Genomic DNA, 17,062 nt, shown 5'->3' on the forward strand with positions numbered 1-17,062 from the left:
CTTTACTGATGCCGCTGTAGTTACAATAGACCCAGCTGATATAAGCGGTGGAACCGGTACTTATGTACGTGTAGAATTTGTCTACGATAATGGTACTCCTGCTGACCCTGCAGATGATATTCGTCAAGATAGTGGAGGATTTAGCTTTGCTACGACTAATGTTTTAGGTGGTAATGTATCAGTTACGGTTTATGATGATCAAGGTTGTTCAGCGACTACTAATGCAGTAATTCCAGCGTTTAATGCCTTAAGTTTAAGTGCTACACCGATAACAGTTACTAAAGCTATAGACTGTAGAGCTTTACCAGTAGGAGGCGAAGAGATTAGAGTTTCAGTTGATTTAACAAGTGCATTAGTTTTAGGGGAAGATTTAATCTTCACTATTACAGGTGCAGGTGGATTTACAGCAACAAACACAATTAATGGTCCAAGTACTGGTACTACAGTAAGCAGTAACTTTACAGGCTTAGGCACTGGAACATATGATATAGACATTAGGAATGTTAGTACAGGTTGTATTATATCAACTTCACATCAAGTATTAGATGTTCCAAGTTTTATTTTAGATATAGCAAGAGATAATAACGTTGCTTGTTTAACAGATACCAATGGTTCATTAACGTTTGATTTTGCTGCTAGCAGTCCTTATGCTGGAGCATATGACTACGAAGTATTCTTATCAGGAGGAACTACTACAGGTATTACAGGTACAGTAGCAGCAGGAGCAAGTCCTAGACCTACTACAGTTAATACATTAGGAGCAGGTACTTATTATGTGGAAGTTACAATGAGAGATAATCCATTCTGTCCAGTTACTTCACCAGAGGTTATTATTGAAGCACCAAGTGCAGCATTAAGTTTTACTTTCACCAATAACCCTATAACTTGTTTTACAAGTACAAGTGGAGATGTTAATATTAGTGCTACGGGTGGATGGGGATCGTATGAATATCAATTAGAAAATACGACAACAAGTTCAATGGTTCAACCATTTTCTACGAATAGTATTATTGGAGGATTAACATCAGGTAATTATTTAATTACTGTTCAAGATGCAAATGGATGTGTAATTACAGATACATTCACATTAGTGGATCCAACAACAATTGCAGCTACTCCAACTGTTACTACACAAATAGCATGTGAAGGAGATACAACAGCAGTAATAACAGTATCAGGTGTATCTGGTGGAGCACAAGTTGCTACACCTGTATATTCTTATAGTTTACTATTCCCTGATGGAACAGAAACAGCAATACAGACATCTAACCAATTTACAGGTTTAGGAGCAGGAGATTATACAGTTACAGTTTATGACGAGTTTAATTGTCGTAATACGTTCCCAATAACCATAACAGAACCTACAGATGTAATGGCAACTGCAGCTATAACGAGTACAATTAGTTGTACGCGTCCTAATGCCACAGTAGAAGTTACAGGTTCTGGAGGTACAGGTGCATATACGTATAGTAATGATGGAACTAGTTTTGGAACTTCTAATAGTTTCTCTGTTCCACCAGGTGACCATGAGTTCTTTGTAAGAGATGCAAATGGATGTACATCATTACCGTTTACAGTTTCTATCCCTGCATTAGAACCGTTAATGATTACTTTAGATACTAGCGCAGCTTTCATCAGTTGTAATGGAAATGCTGATGCTGTGTTATCAGCGACTACTACAGGAGGACTAGGGAATAATATGTATGAGTTAATTGATGCTTCAGGTGCAGTAGTTGATGGCCCACAAGTTTCTAGTGTGTTTACAGGTATTGCTCCAGGAACATATCGTATTAGAGTGACTAGTCAAGATTGTGTTGCAGAAACTACACCACATAGAATAGATGAGCCAGCTTTATTAGAAACTACAGAAACAGTTGTTAACGTAAGTTGTAATGGAGAAACTGATGGTACTATTATGTTGAGTACTATTGGAGGAACAGCTCCTTATGTGTATGAGATAGATACTGAGCCAGGAAGATTCCAAACACAAAATGAGTTCAATAACTTGGCAGCAGGTGATTATAGAATTACAGTGTTAGACTTAAATGGTTGTATTAATATTGTAGATGTAACCATAATAGAACCGACACCAATTGTAGCTTCGATTGATACATCTAGTATTGTACAACAAGAGTGTGTTACTGATCCAACACCATCGTTCACGGTGAATATGTCTGGAGGAACACCACCATATACATTAAGAATAAGTGATGGAAGACCTGCGGTTACACTAGGTGCTACTGAAACAAGTTATACATTCACTAACTTAAATGCAGGCCAGTTCTATGAAGTATTGGTAACAGATTCTCGTAACTGTCCTATCCCAAGTAATCTGACTATTCAGTTTGATCCTGCTTTAGACTTACAGTTTAACGCTGAAGTAATGTATGAATGTGATGGTCAAATTGTGATTAATGCAACAGTTGCAGAAATATATGAAGATGAAGTGGTATATATGATTTCTGGACCAGAAAGTGCTACTAATGATACAGGAGTATTTAATGTTTCAGCTCTAGGAACTTATACTGTAGAAGTTTCTCATGTAGATGGTTGTAATCCACCACCAATACAAGTTGATGTAATCAGAGTAGATCCATTAGTGTTAAATGTTGATGATTCACAAATTAATATGTTTATTGTAAGTGGTTCAGGTGGACAAGGGCCTTATGAGTATAGTATAGATGGTAGTGATTTCTCTAGTGAAGATACTTTTGTTATTACTGAAACACGAGACTATACAATAACGGTAAGAGACTCTAGAGGCTGTGAAACAACGTTAATTGTTCCGGGTGTATTTATAACTATTGAAATACCAAACTTATTTACGCCAGATGGTGATTCAAATCAAGATTATTGGTACCCTATAAATGTTCAGCCTTATCATAATATAAAAGTTTATATTTATGACCGATATGGAAGACAAATTCAAACTTATGAAGGAGTCACTCAAGGTTGGGATGGTACATATCAAGAAAGACCTTTACCATCAGGTGATTATTGGTATAGAATAGAATATACAGAAATAACAGGTGAAGAAAGACGAATTATGGGTCACTTTACGTTATATAGGTAAATATTAAGAATGAAGAATATAGTAACAGTACTATTACTTTTAGTAGTAATGCGCGTATCAAGTCAAGAAGTTGATTTACCCCAATACATCAACCACATGGCAGATAATCCCTTTATAATATCTCCAGCGTATGCTGGGATCGGAGCAGGATTACAAATACGCTTGAATGGAGTAAGTCAATGGCTTGGAGTAAAAGACGCCCCAGACACTCAATCATTAACAGTAGAAGCTAGGTTAGCTGAGCGTTTTGGAGGAGGAATTACTTTATTTAATGATGAAAATGGATTCACCTCTCAAAAGGGAGCTAGATTGTCTTTAGCAAGTCACTTAACACTAAGTGACTTATATGATAGCTTTTTATCATTAGGTCTAAGCTACAGTTTTATTCAATTTGGTATTGACACGGAGCAAAATAATACAGGTCAAGTTGTACCTAATAGGGTCTTAAATTCGTCAAATTTTGATATTAGCTTATTATATCGTTTTGGTCGCTTTGCTATTAGTGGAAACTTAGTGAATCTTTTAGATAAAAAGATTGATGATTTTGCTACAGGTGAACCAACCGTATTACGTAGGTACTCTGTATATTCAAATTATAACTTTCGTATCAATAGAAATACAGAATTTGAACCTTCAGCTTTTTTCGAATATTTTGAATCTGATGGAAGATCTAGAACAGATTTAAATGTGAAATTGAGAAGAAGAATACGTGATGGTTATGTTTGGGGAGGATTAAGTTATACGTTCTTAAATGACCAATTCTTTCAACCCAATGCTTTAGCACCTTTATTCGGAATCAAAAAGAATAAGTTATACTTATCATACGGGTTTAGTATAACTACAAATGAAATTTTAGGATTCAACAGTGGTACACACATGATTACTTTAGGATTTGATTACGATCAAAGACCTAGTTTAGCTAGATGTACAAGAAAAATGATGATGTTCTAGAACTTCAAAATAGAATTAAAACAAAGCCTCAAAATAGATATCTATTTTGAGGCTTTGTTTTTTTATTCACTAGTTCTAATTGGTTGGTTAGCAAAAAAATACAGCTAAAAGTAAAAAAAAATAGTATTTAAACAATAAATTTGCCGCAATTAAGTTTCATGTTAATATTGGTTTAGGTAAGTTTTAAAAGAACCAATTAAGTTGATGTACATCAATATGTTAATTACTGTTATAGAATTTTAGTTCTTTGGGTAGGGTTTTTTAACATTAAGTTGTATATCTAAATATAGTATCAACCATACTAATAAGTTTTTAATCCCATTTTTATGAAGAAAGTATTACTCTTAATAACATTTTCTTTAGTAAGTTTATTAATTCATTCACAGGCTGCTGGTCCAGATGTACCATTTACACAACGACTAGCTTCAGGAGGTCTTACCTTAAAAGGAAATATGACCTTTATTTCTAACAGTATCACTAATAACGATAATCCATCACCTAATGTATCATATAATGGTACAGGTAATAATAATGATATATCGTTGGGGTATATAGATATAGATAACAATTATGGAATTGCAGGTAGTGCAAGTACATTTTCATCTTCAAAATCATCGTTAAATTTACCCTCTTGTTCTAAAGTAGTTTGGGCAGGTTTATATTGGGCGGCAATGTATCCGTATATATCAGCTGCGGACCAAAGACCACCACCACAAGATTTTGATAAAATTAAATTTAAACTACCAGGACAACCATATCAAGATATCACAGGTGATATAATTTATAACAATGGTAGGGCTGCACGTAGACCTTATGCATGTTTTAAAGATATTACAACCGACGTTCAGGCATTACCAAATCCTAATGGAGATTATTTCGCAGCTAATATTAAAGCCACTATAGGTAAATGTTGTGGAGGAACTTCTGCAGGTTGGATTATGGTAGTAATTTATGAAAACGAAACAGAATCAAGTAAGTATTTTAGTGTATTCGACGGGTTTTCAACTATTGAATTTGGACAGCCTCCTGTAACGGTTCCATATAGTGGATTTACAACAGTTCCAGTAGGACCTAATCCTGCTACTCCAGCACCAGTAAGAGCAGATATGATTGTAGCTACTTTAGAAGGAGATCTTGGATTTACCAAAGACAGTTTCGAGATTAAAGACACCTCAGGTAATTTTGTAAAGCAATCAAATACTTTAAATCCTGCGGATAACTTTTTTAATTCCTCAATTACTATAAATGATGCTGTTTTAGCTGGTAGAGATCCTAGTAGTACGAATACGTTAGGTTTTGATGCAGATTTATTTGAAATTAGAAACCCAAATAATTCTGTAATAGCTAATGGACAAACCGATTTAGAAGTACGTTTTGTTACGGATCAAGATTCATATTGGACATTTTTGAATGCTTTAGCAGTAGAAGTGATTCAACCAGATATAGAATTAGTTAAAACTATAGATGATGGAACTGGGACTGATATAGCTGGTTCTACGGTTGGATTAGGTGCCGATCTTTGGTATAATATTAGTTTTCAAAATACGGGAACTGACGATTCTATAAATACAATTATAACAGACAGATTACCTAAAAATGTAGATCTAATTTTAAGCGATTTGGTACTACCAACAGGAGTAACTCTAGATAATTACGATCCTCCTTCATTAGCAAATGGATTTAGAGGAGAATTAACATTTAGCGTTGATGATAGCTTAGTTGAGGAAGCAGGAGCTGTATATAACATTCGTTTGCATGTAAAAGTTGTATCAGATTGTAGTGAGTTAAGGGATGTATGTTCTAATGTAATCGAAAATCAAGCTTTTGCAAAATATAAAGGATTAAAAGGAGGAATAGAAGTAGATAATAGACCAAGTGTTTCTGGTTTAGATGCTTGTGATTTTGGTATTGCGGGAACATCTAATTTTCTTGTAGATATTTCTTCATGTAGAAATTTTGTTCAAGATGTAGAATTATGTGGACCATCAGTGAAACTCACTGCAGGATCTGGATTTGCTTCATATGAATGGAGAGATAGTGCAGGAAATATTATTGGAACTAATCAAGAAATTACTGTAACAGCAACAGGAAGATATACAGTAAACAAAGTAAATCCTCCAGGTACTTTAGCAGCGTGTTTAGCTTTTCCTGAAACGTATAATGTAATTGCTGCTTCTACTCGTACAAATCCAATTTTAGCAGTTGCAGATAATGTATTAACATGTGTATCAGACGGTACCACTCAATTATCAGAAATATATTTATGTGGTAGTGCGGCTTCAAGAACCATTACTACTGGTATTGCTGCTCCAACTACAGTAACTTGGCAGGTATTAAGTGTACCATCTACGCCCGCTCCTGATGCTACTTGTCCTGACTTTTTAGGGACTTGGGTTGATGTAACAACAAATGCCAATAGTCCTACAAGAGATTTTTCAGATGAAGGACAATATAGATTAATCATAGAGGAACCAGGAGGGTGTTTCGAACGTTTTTACTTCAATGTATACAAAGGAACAATAAACCCGATAATTGATTTAGAACATATTGTTTGTACAAAAGACGGTAGTATTACAGTAAATAATGTACCATCAGGATATGAGTATGCATTAGTTAGTGGAGGATCTGCTACACCAGCAGATTCAGCCTATCAAGCATCGAATGTATTTACTATAACTACTGCGGGGACTTACGATTTATATATTAAAAATGATATCATTTCTTGTGTTTTTCCTTTTCCAGGTCAAATTATTACAGCAACAGATCTAGATGTAGATGTAACTACAACACAAGCGAAATGTTCAGGAGATTCAGGAGAAATAAATGTAACAGTTAATTCAGCATTAACAGGACCATTTACCTACAGAATTTTGCAAGGAGCAAGTGTTGTAAGCAATTTTGGTCCTACTACTGATAAATCTCGTAAGTTTTCAGTAAGTGGAACAGGAGTTTTTACAGTTGAAGTTACTACGGCAGATTGTTCTTTTACAGAAGATACACCTGCGTTTACAGTACCTTCTGAAGTAAATTTAACAGCAGTTATTACTAAAGATATTAATTGTACAGATGGTATTATCACATTGTCAGCAGGAGGCGGAACACCAGGAGCTTCAGGATATAGCTATGCTATTTGGTCTTATACACCAGCTCCTACAGCTACGGCTACAGCAATTTCTTATCCAAATATAGGAGCTATTCCATCTACCGCATTTTCAGGTAGTACTTCGTATACAATTCCTTCAGGAGGAGAAGGAACATATGAATTTATTGTTATAGATAGTAACAACTGTTCTAAAGTATCTACTCCTGTAACCTTAGATTTAGAAGATGCATTGCGTTTTACGGAAAATCATACAGATATTACTTGTGCTGTGACTACAGGAACAATTACTATAAATACTGAAACTCCGCCAGGTGTGTTAGGTTATGGATTAGAATATAGTATAGATGGAGGGACGAGCTTTCAGGCGTCTAATTCCTTCACAGCTTTAACTGCAGGAAGTTATACCGTAACCGTAAGAGCTTCTAAAGGAAGCACATCAAGATGTAGTTATACAGTAGGTCCAATTACGATAGATTCCAATACAAATACTCCAAATAGTACAGCTAGTTTAACTAGAGACTTTACATGTACTGAAACAGGTATTATAACATTTACTCCTGCTACTGGAGGATCAGGTTCTGGTTATCAGTATAGTATTGATAATGGGGTAAGTTGGCAATCATCAACCGTATTTAATGGTATTACTGCAGGTACATATCAACCAGTGGTAAGAGATTCAAATTTATGTGAAAGAAGATTAACAGATATAGATGTTGATGCTCTACCAGTAATACCAGATATACCATTTAATATAGATTATTTTTGTAATAATACAGGAACAATAACATTAAATCCACCAGCAACTCCAGTGCTAACGTACACATATGCAATTGATGGTGGAACACCACAAACTTCAACTATTTTTACAAATGTAACTCCAGGTAACCATGTAATTAGCGTGAATGCCCCAAGAACATGTACTAAAAATATTACAATTAATGTGGCTCCAGGTGGGCTTTTCGGAGGTAAAATAGTGGGTACTACTGATTCTGAATGTGGAGGATCTAATAATGGAACGATTACTATTGAAGCCTTTAATTTTATAGGAGGATCATATGAATATTCTATTGATGGTGGAGCAAGTTGGGCTGAAACAAGTGATAACCCTTTTAGAATTGTAGGGGTTACCTCAGGAACTCATAATGTTAGAATTAGAGAAGTAAGTGGAGGGATTACTTGTGAAGAAGACTTAGGTGATGTAACCATAACTGAGCCTGTACCACTAACAGTTACAGGAACTGTAACTACTTCTCCTGGTTGTTCACCAGCAGGAAGTACAGGAACAATTACAGTAACGGGAGCAGGAGGTACACCTCCTTATGAATATAGTGTTGATGGAGGTATTACATGGCAAACCTCTAATGTGTTTTCTGGATTAGCTCCAGGAAATCATACAGTGAGCATAAGAGATGATAGGGGATGTACAGAATGTGGATGTGATACCGATTTATTTGTTAATGGAGGTTTTGAAGATGTTTCAGGAATAACACCAATAACAACTTTTGTATTTACACCAGAAACAACAGTAAATGGTTGGGATAGCACAGCTAGCGATAATTTAATAGAAATTTGGCGTTCTGGTTATAGAGGTGTACCAGCATCAGAAGGAACATATTTTGCAGAGTTAAATGCAAATAAAGAATCTTCATTATTTCAAGAATTTTGTACGAGACCAGGTGATGAAATTCGTTGGACAGTTGATCATAGAGGAAGATCAGGAGTAGACGTTGCAGAAGTTAGAATTGGAGGTAGCCTTACAAGATCACCTTCAGATTTTACACAAAGTATGTCTGACGGAACCTCAGCATGGGGTACCTATACAGGAACCTATACAGTTCCTGCTGGACAAACATCAACAATCATATCATTCGTTGCTATTTCTACTGCATCTGGAAGTAAAACTGTAGGTAATTTTGTAGATAATATTAGTATGACTGTTACTAAAACAGCATGTACTCCGCTTACAATCAATATACCAACACCAGATCCTGTTGATTTTACATTAACCCCAACACAGTGTTATGATGGACGTAATGGGCAAGTAGTTGTAAATATAACAGATGGATTAGCTCCTTTTAATGTTAGTTTAAATGGTGCAACACCAGTTGTAGTAACAGGAACTTCTCATACATTTACAGGATTAACAGATGGTAACTACACTGTAGAAGTAGTTGATGCAAAAGATTGTAATACTACTAAAACAACTACAATAGAGCCTAGATTAACAGCTACTGCTACAGCTTCAGATGCAAGTTGTAATCCAGGTAGTATTACAGTAACTGCTACCGGAGGAATTGGTACTTATACTTATGCTGCAATATTGAATACAGCTACGCCAGCTGCGACTACACCTCCAACTGGAACAACCTTTAATACATCCAACTCACTTAATTTGACAGCTGGAGTTTATGACGTTTATGTAAGAGATAGTAATCCTTCAGGTTCTTGTCAGTTTATAATTGAAGATATTGAAATTAAAGCAGTAAAAGTTGTAGAATTAAGCACAGTAGCCAATCAACCCGTATGTAACGGAGACAAAGGTAGTATAGATGTAGCTATTGCAGAAGGACAACCTCCATACACCGTAGTATTAACCAATACGGTTTCAGGAACTGTTGTAGATACAATGGTTGGTATCACAGGTACCTCAGCATCATTTTCTAATGTGGATCCCGGGGATTATAGTATCACAATCACAGATAATTTAACCTGTACTAAAACAACTACAGAACGTTTAGTAGATCCAAGTCCACTAGTCATAGATATAGAAGGAATACCACCACCAAATTGTGGGGTTTCTGAACCTTTAAAAACAGGATTTAATTTTAAAAATATTACTGGAGCAAGCTTCTTACCAGACATTTTACAGTATAGTATTGATAATGGTGTAACTTGGATTAATTTTACGGATGGTCAAATCAGAGGCTTTAATCCTGGAGATCGTGTTTTTCCTGCTTTACGTACCATTGATTCTGTTACAGGTGCATTGAAGTGTATTAAAAATGGAGATTCTTTTAAAATTCCATTTAATGTAAGTGGTATTGTTGTAAATGTAAAAGCAATTGGAGATTGTAGTAAAGGTTTTGAAGTTACGGTAGTTGCTCAAGGAGGAACAGGACCTTTTCAATTTTCTTTAAATTCATCAACAGGTCCATGGCTATCAGCCATTCAAACTGGTCCTACAGATTTAGATCCAACCAATCCTAATTCAGACTTTAGAAAACATATTTTCACAGGATTAGTTCCGGGTCGAGATTATGAGTTTTACGTTCAAGATACAGCTACAGGATGTATAGAAACTAATGATACTCCTGTTGTTTTTCCAGATACTACATTTGATGTAAACATATCTGGTGTGGTTAATAGTGTTGCTTGTGCAGGAGGAAGTGCAGATGGAGCTATAGAGTTTACTGTAGATGATGAAGATGGAATTTTAGCTGGAAGTGTAGCACAATGGGAGTTATTTAATGCGGATACAGGAGCCGCATTAGTACCTGCAGTTCAAGGTACGCTTGCTTCAACTACAACATATCCAAATGTTTTAACTGTACCTAACCTTAATTCAGGACGTTATTATTTACAAATTTCAAGAACCTCTACGGGTACGAGTGCAGTATGTAATTGGGCAAGTCCAAACTATGAAATCCGAGAAGCAGTACCTATTACAGGAAATTTAAACATAGTTAATAATATAGCATGTAATACTTCTGGAGTAATAAGAGTTGAAGGAGTTTCTGGAGGAACTGCACCTTATGCTTATACATTAATTAATGCCACTAATTTTAATATTGCAGATGCAATTGTTTCAGGAAATACGATTTCTTTTAACTATGCTGATGTTACAGATATTACACAACCAGTTACAGATATTAGAGTTAGAATAACAGATAGTAATGGAAAATCATGTACTCAAGATTTAGGTCCTGTAACATTAACGGTGAGTCAAGTACCAACTTTTTCGCTAACTAAAAATGATAATGCTTGTGTGAGTGCAGGAGGAGAAATTACAGTAACAGCATCAGGTGGAACAGGTAATTACACAGCTATTATAACTAGTGCTACTTTTACTCAAACACGTAATGGAGCAAGTCCAATAGTGTTTACAGGTTTAGCTGAAGGTACCTATAATGTCTCATTGCAAGATACTAACGGTTGTGCACCAACAAATAGGAGTATTACTATTAATTCAGATTTAGATTTTAGCGTAACTAGTATTAGTGAATTAACCTGTAGTGCTGGACCTGAATATAGTATAGAAATTAATTCGGGATCGGGTAATTATAGTTATGATGTTCAAAATACTGGAGGAATATCGGTTGCTAATGGAACTGTATCGGGTACAGGAAGTGTAACAACAAGTTTTACATTACCAGTTACAATACCAGTGGGGACTTATACGGTGATTGTAACAGATATAGATTCAGGAAACTGTACAATTTCAAAACCAATTGAAATAAGAACTCCTATCGCACCAGATTTTACTACTTCAGTTACAGATGCTACTTGTAATGGTAGTGCAAATGGTAGAATTGAGGTAACTGTTACGGATGGGTTAACACCTTTCACATATGGAATAACAAGAACTATTGGAGGTCCTTTAGTTGCAGGAGAAGCTATTTGGGAAGCAAGTAGTAATTCATTTATTAATGTTCCTGCAGGTACTTATGAAGTGACAGTAACAGGAGCTAATGATTGTAGTACAGATAAGACCGTAGAAGTAAAAGAAAATCCATTACTTACGGTGAGTACTCCAGGAGTATCACAATTTGGTTGTGCAACAGGAACCAATACTAGAAATAATGCTGAAATAACAATTAATAGTGCTACTGAAATTAATGGAGGAAGTGGTGTTTATGCATCTGTAGAACTATTTGATGATAACGGAACACCTGCTGATCTTACAGATGATAATGAGATCACTACAGTTTTAGTAACAGGAACTCAATATACATTTACTATTAGTGATACCACTGGTGGGAATTATTATATAAAAGTCACTGATGATAAAAGTTGTGAGTCTTTTTCAAGTACAGTTATTGTAAATCCATTTGATGAATTACAAAATATTAATGCAAAAGTAAATGACCCAATTAGCTGTATTAATGGAGGAGAATTGATAGAGATAGAATTCTCATCTAGTTTAAATGTAACAGGAGCATCAATAGTAATTAGAAACAATACAGGCGGAATAGTAGAAACTATTCCTGGAGCAAATAGTGGTGCTACTATTATAAATACGAATAGATTACCAGTAGGTACTTATACCGTTAGCGTTATACATCCAGTTACAGGATGTGAAATTAGCACTGCATATACGGTTGAAGGAGTTCCAGATCATACCATCAATGTTGAGCAAACATCACCAGTAGTATGTTTTGGTTCAACTACAGCAGCGGTGAGTCTTGTTTTTGATGCAAGTACACCATATGCAGGATCGTACAGCTATACTGTATATAATGCAGTAAGTGGAACTAGTACGGGTATTGTGGGTACTGGTACTTCTGGAAATACAAAAGAAATTGTAAATGGTCTAGGAGCAGGAGAGTATTTTGTAGAAGTCATTATGAATGATTTTCCAAATTGTACAAGAAGAACTAGAAACTTTTTAATTGAAGGACCAAGCGCTAGCTTAAATGTTTCTTACAGAACAGACTTAATTAGTTGTGTTGCTTCTAATAGTGGAAAAGTGACAATTTCTGCTTCAGGCGGATGGGGAGGTTATGAATACCAATTAGAGAATACAACAACCGCTACTATAGTTCAAAACTTTTCAAGTAACAATATTATTGGAGGATTAACAGCCAGTACTTATGAGATAACAGTAAAAGACTTAAATGGTTGTGAAGATAAAGCTACCTTTACTTTATCAAGTCCTACAACAATTAACGCTGTTCCCCAAGTGAGTTCAACCATAGCATGTGAAGGAGATAAAACAGGAGAAATTACGGTCAATTCAGTATCAGGAGGGCAGGGAACACCACCAGTGTATTACTATAGTTTAACTTTCCCAGACGGTACAGAGTCTACTAAACAAACTTCAAATATCTTTACAGGATTAGGAGCAGGAAATTATATAGTAACCGTATCAGATGATTTTACTTGTAGCAATACATTCCCAATTGAAATAAGAGAACCATCAGATATAACAGCATCAGCTGCAGTATCTGGAGTGATAACATGTACGGTGAGTACAGTTTCAGTGACAGTTACTGGTTCAGGAGGTTCAGGCGCTTATACTTACAGTAGCGATGGAGTAAACTTTGTAACTTCTGATAACTTCTCAATACCAGCTGGAGATCATGAATTTTATGTGAGAGATAGTAGTGGTTGTATTTCAGATCCATTTAAAGTTTCTATTGCAGATATTACACCTCTAGAAGCTACTTTAGATACTTCAGCAGCAATTATTAGTTGTAGAGGAGAAGCAAATGCAGTGTTATCTGCTAATGCTAAAGGAGGGTTAGGGAATTACAGTTATGAGTTATTGAATAATGTGGGTACAACAATTGCTGGTCCACAGGCTTCAGATACATTTACTAATTTAGGTCCAGGTATTTATTCGATCAAAGTAACTAGTAGAGATTGTGAAGATACTACGGATCCATTTGAAATTATTGATCCTGAATTACTAGAAACTACAGCTGTAGTAGTAGATGTTACATGTAATGGAGGTATGGATGGTAGTATAACACTAACTACAAACGGTGGTACGGGAAGTTATAAATATGAAATAAATACTGAACCAGGTAAGTTTGTTGATGATAATAAGTTTGAAAACTTACCAGCAGGTAATTATACAATCACAATTTTAGATGATAGAGGATGTCCGAATGTTGTAGATGTAGAAATTAAAGAGCCTACAGCAATTTCTGCAACTATTGATCCTACAAGTATTGTTCAACAATTATGTGTAACAGATCCAGCACCATCATTTAAAGTAGATAATATTACTGGAGGAACACCACCATATACATTACGAATAAGTGATGGAAGTCCAGCAGTTACATTACCACTAGGAACAAATAGTTACACTTTTGATAATTTAAAAGCAGATCAATTTTACGAGGTATTAATTACAGATGCTAACAATTGTCCTATACCAAGTAATTTAACGATAACATTTGATCCAGCTATAGATTTGGCTTTTGATGCAGACGTTGTTTATGATTGTAATGAACAGGCAACAATTAATGCTACTGTAGCTGATATTTACCAGAGTGAAGTAGTATATATGATTTCTGGGCCAGAAAGTGCAACAAATGATACGGGAATTTTTAATGTAAATACCCCAGGAATTTATACAGTAGAGGTAACACATGCGAAAGGATGTAGCCCAGATGCAATTAAAGTAGAGGTAAAAACAATTACACCATTGGTATTATTAGTAGATGATTCTACTGTAAATACATTAATAGCTTCTGCTTCAGGGGGAATTCCTCCATATGAATATAGTATTGATGGTGGTGAGTTTTCATCAAATAATACATTCATTATTAGCGAAACTAGAGACTATGTAATTTCTGTAAAAGATGATAGAGATTGTATTACTACACTAACAGTACCAGGAGTTTTCATTACAATTGATGTACCTAACTTATTTACTCCAGATGGAGATGGAACTCAAGATTATTGGTATCCAAATAAAGTACAGCAGTATCATAATATCAAAGTTTATATTTATGACAGATATGGAAGACTGTTGAAAATTTTTGAAGGAGTTCAACCATTAGGATGGGATGGAACATATGAAAACAGAAATATGCCTTCAGGAGATTACTGGTACACTATTGAATTTGATGAAATCACAAGAAAGAAGAAACGATTATTTGGACACTTTACCTTGTATAGATAATAGTTCTTTCTAAGGAATATAGAATTAAAAACCTCAAGTAATTTTTACTTGAGGTTTTTAATTTATTTTTGTCCTGATGGAGAAGCATAATGAACAATCTATAAATCTCAACAAATTTATTAGTTCAACAGGAATTTGTTCTCGTAGAGAAGCTGAAAAACTAATAACTGCTGGTAGAGTAACTATTAATGGTAAACCAACACAATTAGGGAATAGAGTTTTTGAAGGGGACATAGTTAAAGTTGATGGGAAACCACTTCAAGCTAAACCTAAAACACTATATATAGCGCTAAACAAACCTGTAGGAATTGTATGTACTACAGATAGTAAAGAGAGAAAGAATATAGTAAAATTTGTTGGTCATCCTCAACGTTTATTTCCTATAGGTAGATTAGACAAACCTTCTGAAGGATTAATTTTTTTAACTAATGATGGAGACATAGTAAATAAGATTCTACGAGCAGGAAATAATCATGAAAAAGAATATATAGTTACTGTTAACAAAGAGATTAATGAAAGATTTGTAACTAGAATGAGTAACGGAATTCCCATTTTAGGTACTGTAACTAAAAAATGTAAAGTAACTCAAATTAACAATACTACATTCAAAATTATTTTAACACAAGGCCTTAATAGACAAATAAGACGCATGTGCGAGTACTTAGGATATGAAGTAACAAAGTTAAAAAGAACAAGAATTATGAATGTAGAGCTAGGAAACTTGAAAGTAGGTGAATGGAGGGAGTTGACTAGAGATGAGATGGATAAAATTAATCGATTAGTAAAGTCATCAGTAAAAACAGAAGAAGCTTCCGTAGAAAAACCCGCCAAGAAAAAACCACAGCAACGAAAACAAAATTTCAAGTCTAAATTTGGTAGACAGCGAAGAAAATAAGAAACTTTTAACGGACTACAGGTTAACATTTCACTGACATGTGTATCTTTGTCATCTATGCAGTTTGATTTAAAAATTACAGACCCTAAGAGTAAAGCAAGAGCAGGAACAATCACCACGGATCATGGAATTATTGAAACTCCAATTTTTATGCCTGTAGGTACGGTTGCTTCTGTAAAAGGGGTACACCAATCTGAACTTAAGGATGAAATTAATCCAGATATCATTTTAGGAAATACGTATCATTTATATTTAAGACCTAAAACAGATATTTTAGAGCAAGCAGGAGGATTACACAAATTCATGAATTGGGATCGAAATATTCTTACAGACAGTGGAGGATACCAAGTATATTCTCTTTCAGGTAGAAGAAAGATTAATGAAGAAGGTGTAAAATTTAAAAGCCATATCGATGGTTCAACTCATTTTTTTACTCCAGAAAATGTGATGGAAATACAACGCTCAATAGGAGCAGATATTATCATGGCATTTGATGAATGCACGCCATATCCTTGCGAATATAATTATGCAAAAAATTCAATGCATATGACGCATCGTTGGTTGAAAAGATGTATCAATCATCTAGAAAAAACACCATTAAAATATGATTATAATCAAACACTTTTTCCAATTGTTCAAGGGAGCACATATAAAGATCTAAGAAAGCAATCTGCTGAATTTATTGCATCTGTAGAAGCTGAAGGAAATGCAATTGGTGGTTTGTCAGTTGGAGAACCTGCGGAAGAAATGTATGCAATGACAGATGTTGTATGTAGCATTTTGCCCGAAGATAAACCTCGTTATCTAATGGGAGTAGGTACACCAATCAATATTTTAGAAAATATAGCGTTAGGTGTAGATATGTTTGATTGTGTAATGCCAACTCGAAATGCAAGAAATGGAATGTTATTTACTGCCCATGGAACAATAAATATCAAAAATAAAAAGTGGGAAAATGATTTTTCTCCAATTGATGATATGGGAATAACATTTGTAGATACTTTATATTCTAAAGCATATCTACGTCATTTATTTGCTTCAAAAGAATTACTCGGAAAACAAATCGCTTCTATTCATAATTTAGGATTTTACTTATGGTTAGTTAGAGAAGCAAGAAAACATATTCTTGAAGGAGATTTTGCGACTTGGAAAGATAGAATGGTAAAACAAATGAGCAAACGTCTGTAA

5 protein-coding genes are annotated in these 17,062 nt (G+C 34.9%); all 5 read left to right on the plus strand.

Going from position 1 to position 17,062, the window contains the following annotated elements; all coding sequences use genetic code 11:
• A partial coding sequence (locus tag BVC87_RS01805; RefSeq protein WP_143569686.1) for a T9SS type B sorting domain-containing protein occupies positions 1-3,073 on the plus strand: 3,073 nt, incomplete at its 5' end.
• Between the two features lie 9 nt (positions 3,074-3,082).
• Complete coding sequence (locus tag BVC87_RS01810; protein ID WP_075340641.1) at positions 3,083-4,024, plus strand: PorP/SprF family type IX secretion system membrane protein; 942 nt, start codon at positions 3,083-3,085, stop codon at positions 4,022-4,024.
• 326 nt (positions 4,025-4,350) lie between these two features.
• Positions 4,351-14,979, plus strand: a complete 10,629-nt coding sequence (locus BVC87_RS01815) for a T9SS type B sorting domain-containing protein (protein WP_075340642.1) — start codon at positions 4,351-4,353, stop codon at positions 14,977-14,979.
• 76 nt (positions 14,980-15,055) lie between these two features.
• A complete protein-coding gene (gene rluF / locus BVC87_RS01820) occupies positions 15,056-15,874 on the plus strand; it encodes a 23S rRNA pseudouridine(2604) synthase RluF (RefSeq protein ID WP_075340643.1) in 819 nt (272 codons plus the stop codon).
• A gap of 57 nt (positions 15,875-15,931) precedes the next feature.
• Positions 15,932-17,062 carry a tRNA guanosine(34) transglycosylase Tgt gene (gene tgt, locus BVC87_RS01825; RefSeq protein ID WP_075340644.1) on the plus strand — a complete coding sequence of 377 codons (1,131 nt, stop codon included), beginning with the start codon at positions 15,932-15,934 and terminating at the stop codon, positions 17,060-17,062.

Origin of the sequence: Tenacibaculum agarivorans (genome assembly GCF_001936575.1) — a bacterium.
Taxonomy (GTDB): domain Bacteria; phylum Bacteroidota; class Bacteroidia; order Flavobacteriales; family Flavobacteriaceae; genus Polaribacter; species Polaribacter agarivorans.

Bases quoted from the DNA above. Each gene is read 5' to 3' on its own strand.
- BVC87_RS01810 (WP_075340641.1), top strand. From the start codon at position 3,083: ATGAAGAATATAGTAACAGTACTATTACTTTTAGTAGTAATGCGCGTA.
- BVC87_RS01815 (WP_075340642.1), top strand. From the start codon at position 4,351: ATGAAGAAAGTATTACTCTTAATAACATTTTCTTTAGTAAGTTTATTA.
- rluF (WP_075340643.1), top strand. From the start codon at position 15,056: ATGGAGAAGCATAATGAACAATCTATAAATCTCAACAAATTTATTAGT.
- tgt (WP_075340644.1), top strand. From the start codon at position 15,932: ATGCAGTTTGATTTAAAAATTACAGACCCTAAGAGTAAAGCAAGAGCA.